The sequence below is a fragment of the Bacillus sp. I-2 genome, from assembly GCF_001974945.1.
In the GTDB taxonomy this organism is placed as follows: Bacteria; Bacillota; Bacilli; order Bacillales; family Bacillaceae; genus Bacillus; species Bacillus safensis.
The window spans coordinates 392,208-412,071 of sequence record NZ_LZRW01000011.1 but is presented as its reverse complement, the minus strand read 5'-3'; the positions used below and the strand labels follow the sequence as shown (position 1 = coordinate 412,071).

Below are 19,864 nucleotides of genomic sequence, written 5' to 3'. Positions count from 1 at the left end.
AGTGATATTTTACCTATTATAGATAAATTATGGATAAATCTCAATCTTTTATTGATTATGGTAATATATAGGTAGAAAAGGAGGTTTTACGTATGTCTAATGGAAAGAATATGGCATTCAACATGGGAGATCTTCTATTTCAAGTGTTCTCTCTTCTATTCATTGCCTTTATTGTGACAATCATTGTCATCGCGTTTCGCATGATCAGAAGAAAACGAATGGAATTGAAAAAAATCGAGGCAAGATTAAACAAAGTAATTGAAAAAAACGATTTAAAAGAGTAAAAAATCCGGAAGCTAACCGGATTTTTTTGTTTTCATCACGATACCTTGACGCTGCTGCATCAAAAAGAAAAAGACGCCTAAAAGAACAAGCAGACCGCCAAGCATTTGAAGCAGTGTGACTTTCTCTCCAAGCAGCCATACAGCAAGGATCGTTGCCCCAACAGGTTCACCTAGAATACTCATTGAAATGGTTGTCGCATTCACATAGGTTAATAGCCAATTATTAATGACATGAGACATCGTGGGAATAATAGCGAGCAATAAAAAGATTCCCCACTCTTTACCCGGATAGCCTATAAAAGGGGTTTGCTGAAGCAGGTTGAATAAAATTAAAAAAAGACCGGCAAAACCAAATACACAAAAACTATAAATCCAATGAGATATTTTTCTTACAGCCTGTTGGCCTATTAACAAATAACAAACAACAGCGATCACACTTAAAAAGGATAAAATATCTCCTAAGATGGCTTCCTTGCTATGACCAATATCTCCCCAGCCTATCATGAGGGCACCAACAATCGCCCCACACATCGTTAATATTGCAGACATTGTTGTTCGTTCACGGAAAATGAGGAATCCGCCTAATAAGGACACCATCGGTTGTAGAGCGAGAATAATGGTAGAGCTTGCCACTGTCGTCAGCTTCAGGGAGCCAAACCACAGCACAAAATGGAGGCCTAAAAAGAATCCTGACATACATAAGAAAAACCAGTCTCTGCGCTTTATCGAGAGAAATTCTTTTTTTCTTGGCAAGATAAACGGCAGCATGAGAGCCGCCGCAAAAATCATTCGATACATACTTAAAATAGCAGCAGGTGCATTTGACCATTTCACAATGATTGCAGAAAACGAAATAGCAATAATTGAAATCACAAGCGGCAGTGCAATTGATTTCGTTTGAGCAGTTGTCTTGAGTTCCATTAGCAGCTTCCTTTACATCAGCAGTAGATGAGCAGTACATCTTATATGTCGTCATCTTACTATGTCCATTCACCTAGTGGCAAGATGATTTTTTAAAACTGGCGTCAGCTTATTGGATGAAGAAAGCTTTCATTACGAAAGCCTTCATTCATCATCTATTAACAGATAAACGGCCTGAACTGGACCATGAACCCCTACCACTAAATTCATTTCAATATCGGCAGAATTACTTGGACCTGATATAAAATGGATGGCGCCTTTCGCCTGCTCCCCCTCTTCTACTGAGCGATTAAGATCCGAAACAGCCTGAATCATTCGCGGAACAATCGAGCTTTTCTCTATACACACGATATACATCATCGGCAAAAAATGCAGCGCTCTCCCTTGACCTTGGTGGGATGAAAGGACAACTGTACCTGATTCTGCAAGGGTATAATCACTGAACACAACTGCATATTTCGCTTGTTCTGCCTGCCTTATGTTTTCTTCTCTTGATACATCTGTATTCCAGCAGGCGATGGAAATCCCTTCTTGTTGCAAACGGTCAAACATAGAGCGGAAACCATATTGTTCAAAGCGATGATCACGCGATGTCATCACAGCACCCTCACCATATTCTGTCATCAACAATCGTAATACCGAGGGGGCTTTCTCCGGTGTTGTTTCGACTACTCTTGTATGAATTTGCTGACATTGCTTTTTCAATTGCTTGACTAATTCATCTTTAGACAAACTTCCGTTTGTTTCCCACTGGACTTGATGCTTCCATGCCGGCCGTTGAATAGATGCAGATGGGCAAGAGTTTTTACCTAATTGATGCTGGATATGAGATAAAAACGACTCTCGGTGAGAAATGGTCCCCTTCATCACTGCTCCTCCTTTTGTCTCTTTTTAAACCAATCCCTGAATCTTACTTTATTTGGAGCTGGCAGATCACGAATATCTGTCCAATTCTTTAAAGGACCTATTCCTTTTGAAATTTGTCCGTTTGAAGCCATCCGATTCATCAGCACAGGGGCTGCTTTTGTTCCAAATTGATACACCCCAGGAGTCGATGCCCCCATGCCAAACATTTTCATCGCTATCATTTCAGCTTTAGGCGCTCTCCCCTCTTTTTCAACGATCACCTGTCTATGTTTAATCAATAACTCATGAAGTGGAATCTTCACTGGACAAGCATCCGTGCAGGCTGCGCACAAACTTGATGCAAAGGGGAGTTCTTGATAGTCATCATAGCCGCCAAGAAGAGGCGAAAGAACAGCTCCGATTGGTCCTGGATAAATTGAACCGTACGAATGTCCACCAACATGCCGATAAACGGGGCAGACATTGATGCAGGCTGCGCACCGGATACATTGGAGAACAGGCTGAAAGGCGGTTCCTAATATATTTGACCGCCCATTGTCCACAATGATCAAGTGGAATTCTTCTGGTCCATCCACTTCACCTTCTCCTTTTGGTCCCACAACAGAAATATAACTAGTTAATTTCTGGCCGACTGCGCTTCTGCACAAAAGACCCACAAGGACATCCAGTTCCTCCATCGTTGGGACAAGCCGCTCCATTCCCATAACGGCAATATGCGTCTTCGGTATAGCCGTGACAAGATCCGCATTCCCTTCATTTGTCACAAGGCAGATGGATCCTGTGTTGGCCACTGCAAAATTACAGCCGGTCACACCAATATCAGCTTCGAGGAATTTTTCACGTAAGATGGCTCTCACAAAACTCGTCATATCTTCAGGTGTTTCTGACATCTCATACCCTAGCTTCTCATGAAATACTTCCCGGATTTGCTCTTTCGTCATATGAAGAGCAGGTGCCACAATATGTGAAGGCGGTTCATGGTCATCCACTTGCAGAATATATTCACCAAGATCGCTTTCTACCACCTCACAGCCGATCTCTTCAAGCACTTGATTCATCTCGATTTCTTCTGTGACCATTGATTTTGATTTGACGACTTTTTTGGCTGCTTTTTTCTGTGCCACCTCTTGAATATATGCTGATGCCTCTTCCTTTGTTTTCGCAAAAAAGACATGACCTCCGCGTGCACTTACACTTTCACTTAATTGATATAAGTAGTCATCAAGATGCGTCAGCGTATGCTGCCGGATTTCCTCACCAAGCTCACGCCACTTTTCCCAATTGCCAAGCTCCTCGCTTGCAGTCAGCCGCCTTTTATACAGGCGTTCCTGTGCTGAGGAAACAGCACCTCTCATAACAGCGTCTTCTAAACCTTCCCCGATTCGTTCTTTAAAGGCCTTTTCTCCAATTTTCATACTCATGTGCCGTTCCCCCTCTTAAAGTCCGCGGCTGTTTAATACTTCTGCGATGTGCATCACCTGGATGGGTTTATCAAGACGGTTCAGCCTCCCGCCAATATTCAGCAGGCAGCCGCAGTCAGCACCAATGATATAGTCAGCGCCTGTCTCCTCTATGCTTTGTACTTTTTCGTCAACCATCTGCTCAGAAATAGGGGTCATTTTCACTGAAAAGGTTCCTCCAAATCCGCAGCAATTTTCTGCGCGGGGCAATGGTTTCATCGTCAAATCTTTGACATTTGACAACAGCGTAAAAGGCGCCTCCTTAATACGCAGCAGTCTCGTCATATGACAAGAGGTGTGATAGGCTGCGTTTCCTTTCAGGCTCGCGCCTACATCTGTCACGTGTAATATATCAACAATAAACTCTGTTAATTCATATGTTTTTGCGGCAAGTGCCTCAGCCTTGGCCGACCACACTCGGTCTTCTTTTAAAAGATGAGGATATTCTAAAAACATCGCCTTGCACGAACCTGATGGTGTCACAACATATTCAGCTGATTCAAAGGCTTTGATCATGTTTTTCGCTGCTTTGATTGTCTCTTTTTTATAGCCGCTGTTAAAGGCTGGCTGTCCGCAGCACACTTGTGCTTCTGGAAATTCCACTTCAACACCGAGTCTTTCCAATACTTCCACTGTCGCCTTTCCTACATTTGGCTGCATCGTGTCAACTAAACAAGTAACGAATAAATTGACTTTCATCCGCGAACTTCCCTTCTATTGCTGCATTTTGATTCATCATTCTGATCATCTGATGATTAAATAACAGGCCTTAATTTCATTTTAATCCCAAATTTCTGAAATTTCAACGAAGTGATTTGTCTAAAATTTGTACTTATGGTCTGTGTGACTAAATGAAAAAAACGCCCTTTTCGTAGGGCGTTTTTTGATGTTTATTTTGAAATCAATTCACGAATTCTTTCTTCAATAGGTGTTAACGACCGGCCTAGTAATGTTTCGAAATCTTCACTTTCGACAGCTAAAGCACCATCGCGTATGCCGCTTTGAATGGCTTTGACAAATGGCACTGCTTCTTTTGGTACACCATTTGAAGCTAAAAAGTCTCCAAATGTGTCTACATCTATTTTTTCTACTTTGATTTCTTTTCCACTCACCTTACTAACAATTTGTGCAAGTTCACTATGTGTCCGAAGCGGGCCTGACAGTTCATATATCTCCTGATCATGTACGGGAAGTGTTAACGCAGTTGCTGCCGCTTCGGCGTAGTCATTTCTTGTTGCCCAGCCAACCTTTCCTTCGCCAATAGGGCTTAAAAATGGTGCGCCGCTGACTGACGCCAGAATCGTATCTTTTTCGTTTTCAACATACCAGTTGTTTCTTAAAAATACATGAGGAATGCCAGAGGCCAAAATGGCTTCTTCTGTTTTGGCATGGTCATGTGCAAGGACAAGCTGACTCTCTCTTGCATTGACAACACTTGTATAAGCAATAAACCTCACATTTGCTGCTTTCGCCGCTTCAATTGCCGCTTTATGCTGCTCGACGCGGTCTCCATCCGCCGTTGAAATGATCAACAGACGGTCAATGCCTTCAAATGCTGATGTCAGGGTGTCTGGCTGAGTAAAATCTCCACGGCGTACATCCACCCCAGCATCCTTCAAATGTGCTGCTTTTTGCAGATTTCGAACACTGACTGCAATTTGTTCAGCCGGTACTTTTGTGAGCAAATGCTTGACGACGAGCGATCCAAGTTGTCCTGTTGCGCCTGTTACTAATAATTTCATTTGTTTGACCTCCTCATTTTTCGTTCAACGGTGATGTGCATACGTTATAATCAAAATGGTTACAACAAAGGTGTAAAAAAAGCTCCAATGTATGAGCTTTTTTATTCCGTCTCTGTCAATAATTGCTGAATTGTCACTTGCTTTAGGTGATTCTCAAGTGCAGCTTGTGCTTCTTTTAGTTCATGCCGAAGTCTCGTGTCCATCGCTTGACCAATCGGGCATGCGATGACGGGCTGATGAAAGTTAAATAATTCTTCATCCTCGCTTACATCCACAGCACGATACACATCTAACAGCGTAATGTCCTCAGCTGCTCTTTTTAAATAAGCACCGCCTACTCCTCGGCGAATCTCAATGAGACCCGCCCGTTTGAGCATTGCCATCATTTTTCGAACAATGGCTGGATTTGAATTCACGCTCTCTGCAATAAAATCACTAGTACACTCTTTTGGAACACCTGCAATAAATGACACAATATGAACAGCAATCGGATACCTGCTGCTAATTTGTTTCACAATCTTTCACCACCGTTGTAATCAATATAGTTACAATGAGTGATTTTGTCAATCAATAAACGGATTTTTCTTTCGATCCCAGTCCTCATATGTCATGATATCGTAGTCTTCTCCTGTATCAAGCTCAAGCGGCGCAATGCATTCAAGCAGATTCTCATCTGGGTCAAGAAAATAGATCGCTGCATGAAATTGCGGCGGATTATCGAGAACTAAAGGCTGCTTTTCTTCTGAAAAACCAAACATTGGGTGAATGCTGATGCCTCTTTCAATCAGCCAAGTCTTAATCTGTTCGATACTGGACGTTGTAATTTGAAAGGCAACGTGCCGAGTCGAGGGATGGTATGGAAAATTGTTCATATCTACTTTCCACAGGCCAAGCCAGCTCTTTCCTTTCTCAATCCATAAAAAAGCAACTCTTTCATTTTCATGAGCAAGTGTCAATTCCAATTTTTCATAAAACGCAATCGATGTCTTCAAGTCACTCACAGGTAAATGTGCTTCATATAAACCTTTCATCATCATCAAAATCACTCCTTCTCTACCTTCTATTCTGCAGGAGTTGATGATATTCTGCCTCAGCAAAACGATGTATTTTATCCCTAACATTAGTTTGAGAGACATTGTATGTTTGACCCTTTGCAGATGGGGGAAGATGTTCAAATAAAATAAAAGAAAGGAGCGGTCCATATGCCTTGGACGATGAACGATTATCCAGCTTCATTTCAATCATTAGACAACGTCATTCGAAAAAAAGCGCTTGAGATTGCCAATAAAATGATCCAGGAAGGATATGAGGAAAATAGAGCCATTCCAATTGCAATCAGTCAAGCGAAAGAGTGGAAAAAGAACGCAACAGAGAAAGAGGTAGAGAATTTTTCATCTCATGGTTCTGTCAAACCTTCAGAGAGCAGCAGCTCCGCAAGACCAGAGCTCATGGATCTTGCGCAGCATGTAGTGAAACACGAGGAAGGCTGGGCGATTCAAACAGAGAAAGCGAAACGAGCAAGTGAGGTCAAAGAAACAAAACAAGAAGCAGTTGACCGGGCAAAGGAGATTTCAGCTAATAAAGGAACTTCCGTTGTCATTCACCGAAAAGACGGGACGATTCAGGATGTGTTAAAGCCGCAATAAGACCGCTCGTCAGCGGTCTTAGCGTGTAGACAAACCCTCGCATTCGGTGTCAGTCCTGCGTGCCGGTGCTCACGAATGTTAAATTCGCTCCGCTCCGGTACTCGTTCCTTCCTAGACTGCAAAGGTTTTCTATCACGCTGAAGGAAAACAAAAGACTAAAATAAAGATCATTTTAGTCTTTTGTTAACAATTTAAGACCGCTTGTCAGCGGTCATTTTTATGCATTTTTTTCTTTTTTCGCTGGTGTTTTTCTTTTCTTAGGTGCTGCTTTTTTCGCTTTGGCTGGTTTTGATCGGTCAATCGAGGCCTGTAGTGCGGCCATCAAATCAGTCACATTGGCTGCAGGATCTTTTTTGCCTGTCGTTTCTGGCTGAACGGTATGTTCTCCAGATATTTTATCGCCAATTAAATTCATCAGCTGTTCTCTGTATTCATCTTGATATGCCGCTGGATCGAACGTTGTTGTCAGCTGCTCAATTAAAAGGAGCGCTGTATCTAACTCTTTCTTTACAATGTTCTCCTCTTGGGGGATATTCGGTACATCTGATACTTGTCTAATTTCGTCAGGGAAATGAATGGTTTCCATCAGCAAAATATGTTCATAGCACCTAACGATTGCTAATTGTTCCTTTGAGCGGATCATAATCTTTGCGACACCAATTTTCCCCGATTCCTCTAAAGCTTTTCTTAATAATGAATAAGCCTTCGCTCCGCCGGTATCCGGTGATAAGAAATAACTTCTTTCATAATAGATTGGATCAATCTCTTCAATTTTTACAAAATCAATGATTTCAACGGCTTTTTCTTCATTTTCTTTTCGCAGTTTTTCTAGCTCTTCATCTTCCAATTCAATAAATTTATTTTTCGCATATTCATACGCCTTGACGATTTGTTCCGGCGCTACTTCTTCACCGCAATTGGCACATACTTTCTTGTAGTTAATGGGCGTGTGACACTCTTTATGCAGCTGTCTTAATTTAATGTCTTTGTTCTCTGTAGCGGTAAACAGCTTGACTGGTATATTGACCAATCCGAAACTAATGCCGCCTTTCCATACTGTATGCATCTCGCTTCCTCCGTTCTTTTCTCCTTACTATGTAATGTTTTCATCAGACTTATGTATGTGATTGAAAATTTCATCCCACTCTAAGAACACATGATATAAGGAAGTGACATGCACAATGAAACCTATGCGATTAACACCTGCACATGATATACCTGCCGGTGCAGACTGGGTGTATGAATTAAAATATGATGGATTTCGGGCTATTCTTGTATGGGAAGAAGACGAGATTCGTTTAGAAAGCAGGACCGGAAAACGGCTAAATAAGCAATTTCCTGAAGTGATGGATCAATGCGAACAATTAAGAGACCAATTTGCTCCTTTTTTACCGCTGACACTTGACGGAGAATTGGTCTTTTTACTAAGTGAACAGCAAAGTGAGTTTGCGAAGGTTCAGCAAAGAGGCAGGCTGAAAAACAAAGAAGCCATCCAAAGACAGGCTGAACGATTTCCATGTCATTTCATTGCATTCGATCTATTAAGCTGCAAAGGGAAACCTCTCGTTGATTCACCGTTGATGGAAAGAAAAAATCAGCTGCAGCAATTATTCCAAGAAGCTAAGCTCCCCTCATCAGTTCAGCTAGAGCACCCTTCCCTTTTGCAGGTCATTCATACAGACCCAGACTCTGAATACATGAAAAACGTGATGACGACGTATTTAGCAGAAGGACTAGTAGCGAAAAAAAAGACGAGTAAATGGCATGACAATACTCGTTCAAAAGAATGGCTGAAAATGAAAAACTGGCGGTATGTCTCTGTCATTGTCACCCATTTTGACAAAGAAAATGGCTATTTCCAAGGATCCATTTATCAAGATTCGGCACTCATCGAGGTTGTCCAATTCAAGCATGGTTTTTCTAAAGAAGAAGAACAAACGCTGCGTACGCTATTTCAGACAAAAGGCCAGTTAACAGGAGGATCTTTATACGAAATCCCTCCTTCTATCGTTGCCAGCATTGCTTGTATATCCTTTGATGGATCGGCGTTAAGAGAGCCGCGTTTTACTTCCTTTTTACTGGATGCGAATCCAGCAGCATGTACATTTCAGCAAATGCTCAAACAGCTGTATCCACTCCCTGCTGCTATAGAAGTCACTCACCCTGAAAAACCGATTGTCCCGGCTCTTCAACTAAACAAGGCAGATTACTTACTTTATTTAAGACAAGCGGCTCCCTACCTTTTGCCCTTTTTACGTGAAAGGCGTCTTACTTTAATTCGGTATCCGCATGGCACTGGAGACGAATTCTTTTATCAAAAGTCGACACCTGATTATGCGCCGGATTTTGTTTTGACAGATGAAGTTGATGATATTTCTTATACGGTCTGTAATGATCCTCGTACGCTTCTTTGGCTTGGCAACCAGCTGGCGATGGAATTTCATATCCCTTTTGAGACAAGAGATACGGATCGGCCGACAGAAATCGTCTTTGATCTAGACCCGCCATCTGTAAATGAGTTTCATCTAGCCATAGAAGCTGCTAAACGAATCAAAGCGCTTTTAGACGGGCTTTTTCTCACAGCCTTTATTAAAACAAGCGGAGGTAAAGGGCTTCAAGTCTATATTCCTTTAAAGAAAAACGCCTTCACATACGAAGAAACACGACAATTCACTGCGTTCATATGCCAATTTTTATGTGAGCAAGCACCGGATCTTTTTACTCTGGAACGTCTTAAGAAAAAACGCGGCAATCGCTTGTATTTAGACTACATTCAGCACGATGCTGGGAAAACAATTATCGCTCCATATTCTCCAAGAGGAAATGAGCTTGGGCTTGTTGCGACACCGCTTGAATGGGACGAACTCTATCATGATGAGCTTCATCCTTCTCTTTTTACGATGCCGGCTGTTATAGAGCGTTTAAAGGAAAAGGGCGATCCATTCCGCCGCATGAGGCACCTTGTGAATGATGATGCTTTTAGACAAGTCTTACATCAGCTTGCACACATGTGACCATCTCATCAGATGGACATTTGCGGTCATGAAGCGTTACACTTATTCATTAGAGAGGAAGAAAGGGATGACGATTTTGACCGCACATTCATTTCGAAATACAGCTTTGATTTTCTTATGTCTTTCCGCAGGAATTGTGGATGTGATTGGCTATTTAAGCCTAGGGCATGTGTTTACAGCCAATATGACAGGTAATATTGTGCTGCTTGGCATTGCAGCAGGAAGCTCCTTGCAGCTAACAGCCCTTCATTCCATCATTGCGCTAAGTGGATTCGTTTTAGGGGTTTTACTTGCAGTTGTGATAGGCGGAAATCACGAGAAAACGTTTTGGCCAAAAGCCGTAACACGCATTTTTATCATCGAATTGATGATTTTGCTTCTATTTGCTCTCATGACCATTTTCCCTTATACACAAGGTGCTTACTTTATGCTGATCATCCTTTTAAGTATGGCTATGGGCATGCAAACGGCGGCCGCTCGTAAATTGAATGTTGCTGGCATTTCCACAACCGTTCTCACGAGTACACTTGCTAACCTATTTGAAGATGCAGCTCAGCGTATATCATACCGGGAAAAAAGAAAGGCCCCTATCCAGCTTGTAAGCTTGATGCGAATAGGCTCTATTGTCTTCTACTGCCTAGGTGCAGCTATTGCTGCATACACAGATCGTTACGATCCGTTTATCATCATCTGGATGCCTATCATCATTCTAGGCATCATTGTGATCACTGCTGGATTGAAGCAATTTCACCAATTGAAATAGCCTCTCTTTAGATGGCTATTTCAATTATTGTGATCTTACACTAATAACTCCTGACATAAAAACCAGGAGGGCGTCCCATGATGAACGTAGAACCATATGGATATCCAGAAAATGTCCCGAATCCTCCGTACCCGGGAAAACCGCCTAAGCCAGAGAATACACCAGGACTCAAATAATACCCGCCAAAGCCGATATGGGAACCAACCGCCCCAATATGTGCCCCACCTCCGCTAAAACCGCCTCCATGAAAACCACCATAAACCCGTGGATACATACAATCACCTGCCTTCGAATCAGACCTTATCTCATCTTATGCATGACAAATGGGGCGGTGCTCCTGCTTTTTCATTCCTTCTATGTACATTAGACCAATTTGATAAAATTTGAATGAAAAGTCCTGCAAAAAATTAAATTAAGCAAAGAAAAGTGACCTTTTTAACTTGTTGCTCTGCCCTATGTTTATTTAGAATAATGGAGCAGGTAATAAATTTGCACACCCCCTTTGTTGCGAATTCTTCTTATTAAACGTTCTTGCAGCGTTTAATAAGAAGAGCCTATTAAAGACACAAAAAAACCCTTGCTGACGATCATCAACAAGGGCGAGAGATAAAGGTATTAACCACCAATGATTTTTTCTGCAACTTCGAATGAACCCGCAACGTCTTGCGATAGAACAGTCGCAGCGACCGCTAAACCGACAACGAATAATACTTTTAATCCTGTTTTCATCTTAAATCAACCCCATTCTTTTCATATGTAAATCCGCTTCTAAACTTTTGTTCAAGTAAAAAACAGACTGCTCATAAAGTGCTTGCTTTTCACAATATTTTGCTGCAAATTGTGATAGCTCTTTTACTTCATGATATTCATTCTTCTCTTCTAACTTTCTTAATTTCTCATCAATTTGCTGAAATCTTTGTGGCGCATGCGTTAAGTAAAGATCATGTACGATGCCTATTTTTAGCTGAAACACTTCATGAGAAGCATCTTTTATTCTGGCATATGCAGCCTCTATATATTGGCTTGCACGCTGCTTTTCACCAATCACACAGAGTTCCCGGCTGATCAGATACGTAGAATGGAAAAAGAAATCTGAATCATAATACTCTTGATGGGACAGTGCTTTTTCAAGATGACGTATCGATTCCTTCGGTTTGTTCCAAAATGAATATAAAATGGCCACATTGTGATGGTGCTGAGCCAGCATAAAATCATCCTGCTCGCTTGTCAAAACCTCTTCCGCCAGACGATAATTCTCAAGCGCCTCTTCATACCGGCCGATCTCCGTTAGATTCGCTGCTATAAGAGAGTATGATAGGGCCGTTCTTCTTTCATACTGCTTGTGTCGCTTATAAACGTGGAGCGCTCTGCGGATATAGCTTAATGAGAGCATGATATGACTGAGCCGGTAATAAAGCCATGCCACTTTAAAATCGAAATCAGCACGTTCGATCTCACTTGGAATTTTATCTAAGAGCTTTTCAGCACTTTGATACATTTGCAATGCAACCTCATAATTACCTTGATGCTGCTCATACACACCCTCATAAAAATCAAAATAATAGGCAAGACGGTTAGACAGGTCATCTTCTTTTTTTCCATAATGACCCTCTATACTTTTCGTTGAAACATTGCCCTTTTGCCCTCTTAAATTGTACATAAGAATGTGATGCCTCTTCTCAAGAAGAGAATAGTATATGAGGATATCCGCATCGTCAATTTCCTCTACCGCTTGTTTCGCTTTGGCAAATAACCGTTCTGCCTCATCTGCATGATCTTTTTTGATTTCCATGTTCCAGTCATTTAATAGTGATGCCAATTCCGCAACAGGAACTTTGCTCATTCTACACCCCCAATCACCTTCAGCTGCAACACATGATTTCACTAAATATGGAACTTCTATTAGCAATTGCTAATTAGTCCATTTGACATCATTTTAATATGAATCACTTGAATCTTCAATAACCGTTTCCATTGAAAGTACGTTTCTTTCTCCTAGTCAATGATATTTGCGAAAAAATTCCGCCTTTTTTTAAAATAAACATCTTGAGATGAAATGAAAAAAGCCCAATGTCGAGGCTTTCTAATCTTATGATGGTTCATAGCAGCTTTTCATTTATCCAGTTTCTTTATATAATATGATCAATCACTTACACGCCTCAGTAGCTCTAGAAGGGAAGAGCGCCGTAAAACAAATTGTAGCTGGCGGGTCGCAAGGCAAGGGTTTCAGAAGCACCGAAAAGCACATGAGCTGAGACAGGTGAAATTCCTGTCGGTGAAATTCCGTAGGGAAGCGTGTTGCCCCTAGCCTATGCTTACGAAAGGAGTGCGGGTTCGAATCCCGTCTGAGGCTTATGAGGTAGATGGATTGGGAGGTTAAAATATTATGCATGTGTTTGAAGAATATATCAGTAAAATCGGTAACCCTGAGCTGAAGCAGCGCACTCAAGCCATCTTACAATGGGTAGAAGACACATTCCCTCAATTAGAGCCAAGAATTGCTTGGAATCAGCCCATGTTCACAGATCACGGCACATTTATTATTGGGTTTAGCGTGGCAAAACATCACATTTCTGTCGCACCAGAAGCAAAAGGAATTGATCAATTTTCAGCTGACATTGTACAAGCTGGGTACGATCATGGGAAAAATCTGTTTCGCATGAAAGAAAGCTTGCCAGTTGATTATCCTCTCCTAAAAAAAATCATCGCATTTAATATCGAAGACAAAGCGGATTGTTCAACGTTTTGGCGAAAATAAACAGTACCCCGATCTCAGCTTTACAGATCGGGGTATTTTGCTGCAACAATATTATTTTGTTCTCTTCCCTACCAATTTTTGTTCAACCCATTCATAACATGACAAGAGGGCATCAACGCTCTTTTGGCATATCGGCAAATATACAACGGCGACGGCTGTTAAACACGCTATAGCAGCTCCTGCTAAGACATCAAATGGATAATGAACACCTACCCAAATCCTTGAAAAACCAACAGCACACGCAATGATCAGCCAATACATATGGCGTTTGTGAAACAGCCAAAAGATCACGCAAATCGAAAAAATAAAGATGGTATGATCACTCGGAAACGAGTTATTCACTTCCTTTTGAATCAAAAGATTGACGCGGCTCATTTCTGCAAAGGGCTGCTGATTAAAATAAAACACCCCAGCGATTTTCCCAAGTAACTCGGCGAGTACGAAGGTCAGTCCGGCAGAAACGACCATCGCCCTATTGTACCTGCTGCGATTTTGAAACCATACGAACAGACACACGAGCGCTGTCAGCAGCACTGTATATTCAGCTAGTCCAATAAATATTGGATTCAAGTAACCATGATCGATACTGAGTTCATTCACCCACCTAAATAAATCTTCATTAAGTCCCCGCATCTCATTTCATCCCTTTACTTGATTTACGATAAGGATAATTGAAATGAGATGTCTGCCTCCATCGATCGAACGAACAAACCATGGAATCATATGACATGTTTGTCACTTTGCTGTCACCTGAACTCATGTACTAACTAAAAACTCATCAAAAGCTATTAAATCACAGGAACAAAACTGTTATAATAGAACATAAGTTTGCATTTTATCAAAAAGGGGTTACTGCATATGATCAAAACGGTAGACGGCAATATATTAGAGGCAAGCGAAGACATCATTTGTCACCAGGTGAACTGTAAAGGAGTCATGGGAGCTGGATTAGCAAAACAGATCAAAAGCAAATATCCGAATGTGTTCAAAGATTATAAACAGATATGTACAGAACAAGGAGATGACTTGTTAAGCTCCGTTCAACTCATCACAACAAAAGACGGAAAAACAATTGCCAACTTATTTGCCCAAGCTGGATACGGAAGAACAAGAAAGCAAACAGACTACGATGCCTTACGCAGCTGCTTTCAACACCTAGAGGATACAGTGACACAATCATCTGAGGAGAAAAACCAAACATCCATCGCCATTCCATACGGGATCGGCTGCGGATTGGCTGGCGGCGATTGGATGATTGTGGAAGAGATGATTGAAGAGGTGCTGGGTGATTGTGAAGTGACGGTTTATCGGTTTAGATAATGGAAATGAGGTTTTATGAAACATATATGAGAAATACCCTCCTTAAATTGGAGGGTATTGTGCGTTAGTTATCGTCTTTATTTTTTATATAATTTAATACGGCTTCTTTATCTTCCTCATCTTCAGGGAGATATCCCAAATTTTCATATTCCCAAATAGCCATTCGTTGATAGGTATTGTAATGAGAGTTCAATACATCATCATAATTAAAATCAATGGTAAATTGATTCCTATTCTTGATTTTCAGCGTTAAATTTGTCCAAGTTTTTTGCTCGTTAATTTTAAATTCATCTCTGAGTTTCTTAAAAGAATCCTGTAAATTAATTAATAAGTCATCATATATATTTTCACTGACCTCAAATATATCAGGAATATCATGAGAATAAATATATTCTTGTTGTTTGTTTGTATTAAAGAAAAAATAAACTTCACGAGAGTCATCCAGAATTTCCGCATATAGCAAAACATTCTCCCAATCAACAGGTATTATTTCATTTATTGTATTCAAAATTTCTTGATAAACTTCATTCGATGGTTCCATTTCCATTGAATTAACCTCCTGGCTTATTTTCAATCGATACCTTTTTAACTCTCCTAGCTCCAATTTTATACTTAATTTTAAATAAAGTTGGTCGCATAGAATCTCCTTCATATCTAATGCTTTCTATGGAAACTGATACTGTCTCAGGTGGATCTTTCCTCAAGGCTGCCAACCATTCCTGCTCCAACTGATACCATTTCCCACCACTACGATTAATCTGTGAACTCATCGGAACAAGGTTATCAATATCCCCGGAACCTTTAAAAATAGACGCTATCAAATGACCTCCATCATCATCCATTAATCGATCCGGCTTCCCTGAATTGGATTGGGCATATTGGTTTCTTTTAACCTCTCCGTATTTTAAATCACTTGCTTCGACTTTGACAATACGTCCGTAGTGGTCGGTTGTGTAGGTGTAGCCTTGCTTTGTTGAATAAACAACATTTGGTTTTAACACTTTTTTACGTTTCCATCTCACATAGTGATTTCCGTAACTGACAACGGTTGGTGGTGATTTTGGTGCTGGTAATCGTCTGCCTGTCTTAGAGATGCCATATCCTGAATTGTTGTCTAATCGCTTAGCCATGGAGAGGAGTTTATTTTTGAGATTTTCTCCGTCAAACACGTTATACGGCAGTTTCGGGCCGCCAGCCATTTGAAACTTTGGTGAGTATGGCAATAGATTCGGAATAGAGACTCTGTCTAATGATTTTGCTCCTTGCTCAAGGCCTTTCTTCACCGTTGTTTTGGCCGCTGTTGTCCCCGTTTTTGTAATGGCACCAGTCCCTTTAGAGCCAAAGACGATTTCTGCTAGAGAACCAGTTGCATAGGCGAACCAGTGTGATCGAGAATATGCATCACCATAATAAAAAGCCTTCCCTTTGATGACATAATACTTCGTGGATAATCCTGATAAAACAATTAAATATACAATGTTAAAAGCCATCCTGATTATCTTTTAGATGATCATAATCATGCATTACATCCTATAGCTAATACAAACTAAAACACCCATAAAGAGTGTTTTTTTAAAAAAATAAAAAGGATGCACTTTAGCACCCTTTAAACTTAAAAGTTATTCAGATTAAAATGAATTTCCTTATAGATAGAAGAAACGTTTAGTCTTCTTGAAAGGATTTGTCTAAATTTTAATCTCTCTCCTTTAACATTTTTATGAGATCGTCACTAAGTTGGATATCAATATCTTCTGTATCACTATCTTCATCATCTTCAACAACAAATAACCCTTCAATAAACTCAGTAAAAGTATCAGCAATCAGGAACAGATCCTGTTCTCTATCTCTAAGTTCATGATCCCAAAAATAAATTTTCCCTTGATTTATTTTACTAACATCTAAACAAATTAGGTCTCCGCCGTCTGCATCTGCGATAGGAATTATTTGTTCTGGCAATTGGTCTTTATATGTTTTTATGGCTTCTCGTATATCATAATCATTCTGCTCCAACCCATAAAACAATTCGACTGGTACTGATTCACCAACTAGCCACACTGGTTTTTCTCTTAGATGGGTATATACATTGTCCTCAATCCAACATTCCCCGTATTCACTAATAAAACTCTTATAATCAGGAGAAATGTGATAAGCATTTTCTTCTTCTATTTCTTTCATTTCGTATAATGAGCTAATTGTTTTGGTTGATCTGATATCAATAGTGTATTGATAAAGTTTGTCTTTAATCCGTTTAAAACTCATTTTAGTAGCCTCCTCTTAAGTCTGATGCTACACCAATATGGGGTACATTTTTTATGTAAGTCAGTCGGAACAAGTTGTATCTTCTTAGTCTACTTTTTCTATAGCCTATTCACATCTAATACAAAAACCCTCCTGTATTTGGAGGGTAATGCGCTAGTTGTTTTCTTCTTTATTTTCTATGTATTCTTCAAGAAAGTCTCTAACTGATTTTCTTTTTGGATATATTCCTAAATTTTCATAAGCCCATATTGCAATCCGTTTTGGCATATTTATACCTAGAGAAAGTATATCTTCATAACCAAAGTTGATTGACATTTTTCCTGATGCCGTCAATTTCATTGTTACAGTTGTCCATTTATCTGAATGTACTTTAGCATACTCTTCCCTTAATCTTCTTAATTTTCTTTGTAAGTTAATTAAAAGACTATCATATGTGTCTTCACTAACCTGAAATTGTTCTGGGATATTGTGTGAATAATAATATTCTTCTTTATTAGGGACTGTAAAATAAAAGAGAGCTGATGCTGAATCATCTAACATTTCTGCATACATCCAAATTGTATCCCATTCCACTGGGATCATTCCATTTAATTCTTCAGCTATTTCTCTATGTAAAACTTCCATTTCTTTTGTTTCCATTTTTTCACCCTCCTGCTCTATTATATATCGTGTTCGTATAAACTTCTCCGTCTATCTTATATTTGACTAGGAATTCAGACGGTCTTAACGAATCCGATTCATAAAATGCTTTTATTGAAACAGACACTGTCTCAGGTGGATCTTTCCTCAAGGCTGCCAACCATTCCTGCTCCATCTCATACCATTTCCCGCCACTTCTATTAATCTGTGAATTCATCGGGACAAGATTATCAATATCGCCAGATCCTTTGAAAATAGACGCAATTAAATGTCCTCCATCATCATCTAGTAATCGATCTGGTTTCCCTGAATTAGATTGGGCATATTGGTTTCTTTTAACCTCTCCGTATTTTAAATCACTTGCTTCGACTTTGACAATACGTCCGTAGTGATCGGTTGCGTAGGTGTATCCTTGCTTTGTTGAATAAATAACATTCGGTTTTAACACTTTTTTACGTTTCCATCTCACATAGTGATCTCCATAACTGACAACGGTCGGTGGTGATTTTGGTGCTGGTAAGCGTCTGCCTGTCTTAGAGATTCCATATACAGGTTGATTGTCCAGGCGTTTTGCCATAGAGAGGAGTTTATTTTTGAGGTTTTCTCCGTCAAACACAATGTAAGGGAGTTTCCCTCCACCAGCCATTTGAAACTTTGGTGAGTATGGCAATAGATTCGGAATAGAGACTCTGTCTAATGATCTTGCTCCTTGTTCAAGTCCTTTCTTCACCGTCGTTTTAGCTGCTGTTGTCCCCGTTTTTGTAATGGCACCCGCCCCTTTAGAGCCAAAGACGATTTCTGCTAGAGAACCAGTCGCATAGGCGAACCAGTGTGATCGAGAATATGCATCACCATCGATGACTTCTTTTTGGAATGAGTCTGAAATCGACTTTCCAATTGCTTTCGATGTTTCAATTGGATGAGAAACAACCGTTACGACCGACTCAACGGCACCTCCAGGATCTGTCACAAGATCGTAGATGCCAACTACTGTATCTTTGGCCACATCATATAGACCAACTGCTGCACCTTTTACAACATCAACGAACCCCTCTGATGCTTCTTCCTGCGCTTTGATCTGGAGAAGCTGGCTGTAATACATTTTTTGATCGTAAGAAAGATTTTCATATCCAATTTCGTCTACAATCTCAAAGTATTTTTCTTCTGATATACACGAAGGATCGTTGAGTTTTTCTTTCAATTCTTTGATTCTTCGTTTCTCTTTTTCTTCTTTTTTCACCTTTAAATATGCTTTCACCTGTGCATCGATTTTATCATGATTCTTGTACACATCTGTTTCATGAAACGCTTTTGCATCGTAATACATGGGCTGCGCATTTTTTCCTTTTCCTGTAGCAGCCATCATTTTTGCATAAAAAGTTGCAAGATGTTTCTCGATCGGTTCTGATTTTTCATATTCTGTTTTTAGTTCATGATCTATTTTATGTAAAGCCTCAATCGCATCTTTTCTTTCTTCGTTCGCATTGTCTAAATGCTCATCTACTTTTTTGCTGGAAAATGTCTGCAGTTCAATCAAATCACTAATATCATCGAAAATAGCCGTAAGGGCTTCCTTTTGTTCTTCAACCATTTCTTTATTGTTCTTAATGCCTTGCTTCACTTGCGCATCTAAGAAGTGCTCATCAATAAATGTACTACCGCCTAATGATTCATCATCAAGCTTTCCTTTGACTCCATCTAAAAAAGCCTTTTGCATATCAATAAAATCAAGATAAGTGTCTGTGTATAGTGCAAGATCATTATAAAAAGCTTTGATATTGTCTGCACCTTTTCCAGTAAATTCATCACCTAATCCCGACACACTTTTTAATGCTTTTTTCACATGCTGCATTTCGTCTCGAAGCTCCTGATAGACTTTTGACCTTTGTTCGACAGCTGACAGTAAAGATGGAGCATCTAATATTTTCATATAAAAAAGACTCCTTTTATGGCGTATTCTTTTACTAGAATACCATAAGGAGTCTGACACTTTAATCCACTTTATCGTTTTTTAACCAATTATCCTCCGTAGTGGTGGATTAAATCTTATCCCTTTTATGACCCTGCACCTCTAGAGAAAAGCAACACTACCTCATTTTTAGCATCTGCCTGAGTTTGTTGTCCAGTAGGCATTCCAAGAATTGCACCTAATAGCAAAGCGGTAGTAATCATCATCATTATTTTTTTCATG

At 40.1% G+C, this 19,864-nt stretch carries 21 protein-coding genes and 1 pseudogene; 6 read left to right on the top strand and 16 right to left on the bottom strand.

Annotated elements, in window-relative coordinates; genetic code table 11:
- The first annotated feature begins 92 nt into the window (after nt 1–92).
- Nucleotides 93–284: a hypothetical protein gene (locus BAE31_RS05535; RefSeq protein WP_024427071.1), complete on the top strand. Its 192-nt coding sequence runs from the start codon at nt 93–95 to the stop codon at nt 282–284.
- A gap of 12 nt (nt 285–296) precedes the next feature.
- Here BAE31_RS05535 and BAE31_RS05530 read toward each other — a convergent pair whose 3' ends face one another.
- The 7 genes from BAE31_RS05530 to BAE31_RS05500 all read right to left on the bottom strand — a co-directional run bounded on the left by BAE31_RS05530 (nt 297) and on the right by BAE31_RS05500 (nt 6,311).
- On the bottom strand, nt 297–1,205 hold the full coding sequence (locus tag BAE31_RS05530; protein WP_076839721.1) for a DMT family transporter: 909 nt from the start codon (nt 1,203–1,205) through the stop codon (nt 297–299).
- Nucleotides 1,206–1,349: 144 nt separating this feature from the next.
- Nucleotides 1,350–2,072, bottom strand: coding sequence for a LutC/YkgG family protein (locus BAE31_RS05525; protein ID WP_076839719.1), 723 nt, complete (start codon nt 2,070–2,072; stop codon nt 1,350–1,352).
- On the bottom strand, nt 2,072–3,493 hold the full coding sequence (locus BAE31_RS05520) for a LutB/LldF family L-lactate oxidation iron-sulfur protein (RefSeq protein WP_076839718.1): 1,422 nt from the start codon (nt 3,491–3,493) through the stop codon (nt 2,072–2,074). The genes BAE31_RS05525 and BAE31_RS05520 overlap by 1 nt, the downstream gene beginning before the upstream one ends.
- Before the next feature lie 15 nt (nt 3,494–3,508).
- Nucleotides 3,509–4,231 carry a (Fe-S)-binding protein gene (locus BAE31_RS05515; RefSeq protein WP_076839716.1) on the bottom strand — a complete coding sequence of 241 codons (723 nt, stop codon included), beginning with the start codon at nt 4,229–4,231 and terminating at the stop codon, nt 3,509–3,511.
- 191 nt (nt 4,232–4,422) lie between these two features.
- Entirely contained in the window at nt 4,423–5,274 is an 852-nt protein-coding gene (locus tag BAE31_RS05510; RefSeq protein ID WP_076839714.1) for an SDR family oxidoreductase, read from the bottom strand.
- Between the two features lie 101 nt (nt 5,275–5,375).
- Complete coding sequence (locus BAE31_RS05505) at nt 5,376–5,789, bottom strand: Rrf2 family transcriptional regulator (RefSeq protein WP_075623256.1); 414 nt, start codon at nt 5,787–5,789, stop codon at nt 5,376–5,378.
- A 48-nt stretch (nt 5,790–5,837) separates the two neighbouring features.
- Nucleotides 5,838–6,311, bottom strand: coding sequence for a VOC family protein (locus tag BAE31_RS05500; RefSeq protein WP_076839712.1), 474 nt, complete (start codon nt 6,309–6,311; stop codon nt 5,838–5,840).
- A 165-nt stretch (nt 6,312–6,476) separates the two neighbouring features.
- On the opposite strand from BAE31_RS05500, the gene BAE31_RS05495 reads away from it, so the two are divergent.
- Entirely contained in the window at nt 6,477–6,920 is a 444-nt protein-coding gene (locus BAE31_RS05495; protein WP_076839711.1) for a DUF2188 domain-containing protein, read from the top strand.
- Nucleotides 6,921–7,137: 217 nt separating this feature from the next.
- Here the strand turns inward: BAE31_RS05495 and ku are convergent, their stop codons facing one another.
- Entirely contained in the window at nt 7,138–7,986 is an 849-nt protein-coding gene (ku, locus tag BAE31_RS05490) for a non-homologous end joining protein Ku (protein ID WP_076839709.1), read from the bottom strand.
- A gap of 115 nt (nt 7,987–8,101) precedes the next feature.
- On the opposite strand from ku, the gene BAE31_RS05485 reads away from it, so the two are divergent.
- Nucleotides 8,102–9,934, top strand: a complete 1,833-nt coding sequence (locus BAE31_RS05485; RefSeq protein ID WP_076839708.1) for a DNA ligase D — start codon at nt 8,102–8,104, stop codon at nt 9,932–9,934.
- Between the two features lie 67 nt (nt 9,935–10,001).
- Nucleotides 10,002–10,697 (top strand): YoaK family protein, encoded by a 696-nt coding sequence (locus tag BAE31_RS05480; protein ID WP_041109768.1) that lies wholly within the window; start codon nt 10,002–10,004, stop codon nt 10,695–10,697.
- Nucleotides 10,698–11,427: 730 nt separating this feature from the next.
- Here the strand turns inward: BAE31_RS05480 and BAE31_RS05470 are convergent.
- The gene (locus BAE31_RS05470; protein ID WP_041109178.1) at nt 11,428–12,540 is read right to left on the bottom strand and encodes a response regulator aspartate phosphatase; all 1,113 of its coding nucleotides are present in this window, start codon (nt 12,538–12,540) and stop codon (nt 11,428–11,430) included.
- A 543-nt stretch (nt 12,541–13,083) separates the two neighbouring features.
- Between BAE31_RS05470 and BAE31_RS05465 the strand changes: the two genes are divergently transcribed.
- Nucleotides 13,084–13,455 carry an iron chaperone gene (locus BAE31_RS05465; protein ID WP_076839706.1) on the top strand — a complete coding sequence of 124 codons (372 nt, stop codon included), beginning with the start codon at nt 13,084–13,086 and terminating at the stop codon, nt 13,453–13,455.
- Between the two features lie 51 nt (nt 13,456–13,506).
- Here BAE31_RS05465 and BAE31_RS05460 read toward each other — a convergent pair whose 3' ends face one another.
- Nucleotides 13,507–14,088 carry an undecaprenyl-diphosphatase gene (locus BAE31_RS05460; RefSeq protein WP_076839704.1) on the bottom strand — a complete coding sequence of 194 codons (582 nt, stop codon included), beginning with the start codon at nt 14,086–14,088 and terminating at the stop codon, nt 13,507–13,509.
- A 225-nt stretch (nt 14,089–14,313) separates the two neighbouring features.
- Between BAE31_RS05460 and BAE31_RS05455 the strand changes: the two genes are divergently transcribed.
- Complete coding sequence (locus BAE31_RS05455) at nt 14,314–14,775, top strand: macro domain-containing protein (RefSeq protein WP_076839703.1); 462 nt, start codon at nt 14,314–14,316, stop codon at nt 14,773–14,775.
- Nucleotides 14,776–14,839: 64 nt separating this feature from the next.
- On the opposite strand, the gene BAE31_RS05450 is transcribed toward BAE31_RS05455, so the two are convergent.
- The 6 genes and pseudogenes from BAE31_RS05450 to BAE31_RS20010 form a co-directional block, all read right to left on the bottom strand.
- Nucleotides 14,840–15,322, bottom strand: a complete 483-nt coding sequence (locus BAE31_RS05450; RefSeq protein WP_076839701.1) for an antitoxin YezG family protein — start codon at nt 15,320–15,322, stop codon at nt 14,840–14,842.
- Nucleotides 15,323–15,326: 4 nt separating this feature from the next.
- A pseudogene (locus tag BAE31_RS05445) lies at nt 15,327–16,181 on the bottom strand (DNA/RNA non-specific endonuclease); the annotation flags it as partial.
- 286 nt (nt 16,182–16,467) lie between these two features.
- Nucleotides 16,468–17,034: an SMI1/KNR4 family protein gene (locus BAE31_RS05440; RefSeq protein ID WP_076839699.1), complete on the bottom strand. Its 567-nt coding sequence runs from the start codon at nt 17,032–17,034 to the stop codon at nt 16,468–16,470.
- Between the two features lie 153 nt (nt 17,035–17,187).
- Nucleotides 17,188–17,673 carry an immunity protein YezG family protein gene (locus BAE31_RS05435; protein WP_076839698.1) on the bottom strand — a complete coding sequence of 162 codons (486 nt, stop codon included), beginning with the start codon at nt 17,671–17,673 and terminating at the stop codon, nt 17,188–17,190.
- Nucleotides 17,674–17,677: 4 nt separating this feature from the next.
- The gene (locus tag BAE31_RS05430) at nt 17,678–19,603 is read right to left on the bottom strand and encodes a T7SS effector LXG polymorphic toxin (RefSeq protein ID WP_076839696.1); all 1,926 of its coding nucleotides are present in this window, start codon (nt 19,601–19,603) and stop codon (nt 17,678–17,680) included.
- Between the two features lie 125 nt (nt 19,604–19,728).
- Nucleotides 19,729–19,863 (bottom strand): hypothetical protein, encoded by a 135-nt coding sequence (locus BAE31_RS20010; protein WP_257787571.1) that lies wholly within the window; start codon nt 19,861–19,863, stop codon nt 19,729–19,731.
- Nucleotide 19,864: the final 1 nt, after the last annotated feature.

Bases quoted from the DNA above. Each gene is read 5' to 3' on its own strand.
- BAE31_RS05535 (WP_024427071.1), top strand. From the start codon at position 93: ATGTCTAATGGAAAGAATATGGCATTCAACATGGGAGATCTTCTATTT.
- BAE31_RS05530 (WP_076839721.1), bottom strand. From the start codon at position 1,205: ATGGAACTCAAGACAACTGCTCAAACGAAATCAATTGCACTGCCGCTT.
- BAE31_RS05525 (WP_076839719.1), bottom strand. From the start codon at position 2,072: ATGAAGGGGACCATTTCTCACCGAGAGTCGTTTTTATCTCATATCCAG.
- BAE31_RS05520 (WP_076839718.1), bottom strand. From the start codon at position 3,493: ATGAGTATGAAAATTGGAGAAAAGGCCTTTAAAGAACGAATCGGGGAA.
- BAE31_RS05515 (WP_076839716.1), bottom strand. From the start codon at position 4,231: ATGAAAGTCAATTTATTCGTTACTTGTTTAGTTGACACGATGCAGCCA.
- BAE31_RS05510 (WP_076839714.1), bottom strand. From the start codon at position 5,274: ATGAAATTATTAGTAACAGGCGCAACAGGACAACTTGGATCGCTCGTC.
- BAE31_RS05500 (WP_076839712.1), bottom strand. From the start codon at position 6,311: ATGATGATGAAAGGTTTATATGAAGCACATTTACCTGTGAGTGACTTG.
- BAE31_RS05495 (WP_076839711.1), top strand. From the start codon at position 6,477: ATGCCTTGGACGATGAACGATTATCCAGCTTCATTTCAATCATTAGAC.
- ku (WP_076839709.1), bottom strand. From the start codon at position 7,986: ATGCATACAGTATGGAAAGGCGGCATTAGTTTCGGATTGGTCAATATA.
- BAE31_RS05485 (WP_076839708.1), top strand. From the start codon at position 8,102: ATGAAACCTATGCGATTAACACCTGCACATGATATACCTGCCGGTGCA.
- BAE31_RS05480 (WP_041109768.1), top strand. From the start codon at position 10,002: ATGACGATTTTGACCGCACATTCATTTCGAAATACAGCTTTGATTTTC.
- BAE31_RS05470 (WP_041109178.1), bottom strand. From the start codon at position 12,540: ATGAGCAAAGTTCCTGTTGCGGAATTGGCATCACTATTAAATGACTGG.
- BAE31_RS05465 (WP_076839706.1), top strand. From the start codon at position 13,084: ATGCATGTGTTTGAAGAATATATCAGTAAAATCGGTAACCCTGAGCTG.
- BAE31_RS05460 (WP_076839704.1), bottom strand. From the start codon at position 14,088: ATGCGGGGACTTAATGAAGATTTATTTAGGTGGGTGAATGAACTCAGT.
- BAE31_RS05455 (WP_076839703.1), top strand. From the start codon at position 14,314: ATGATCAAAACGGTAGACGGCAATATATTAGAGGCAAGCGAAGACATC.
- BAE31_RS05450 (WP_076839701.1), bottom strand. From the start codon at position 15,322: ATGGAAATGGAACCATCGAATGAAGTTTATCAAGAAATTTTGAATACA.
- BAE31_RS05440 (WP_076839699.1), bottom strand. From the start codon at position 17,034: ATGAGTTTTAAACGGATTAAAGACAAACTTTATCAATACACTATTGAT.
- BAE31_RS05435 (WP_076839698.1), bottom strand. From the start codon at position 17,673: ATGGAAACAAAAGAAATGGAAGTTTTACATAGAGAAATAGCTGAAGAA.
- BAE31_RS05430 (WP_076839696.1), bottom strand. From the start codon at position 19,603: ATGAAAATATTAGATGCTCCATCTTTACTGTCAGCTGTCGAACAAAGG.
- BAE31_RS20010 (WP_257787571.1), bottom strand. From the start codon at position 19,863: ATGAAAAAAATAATGATGATGATTACTACCGCTTTGCTATTAGGTGCA.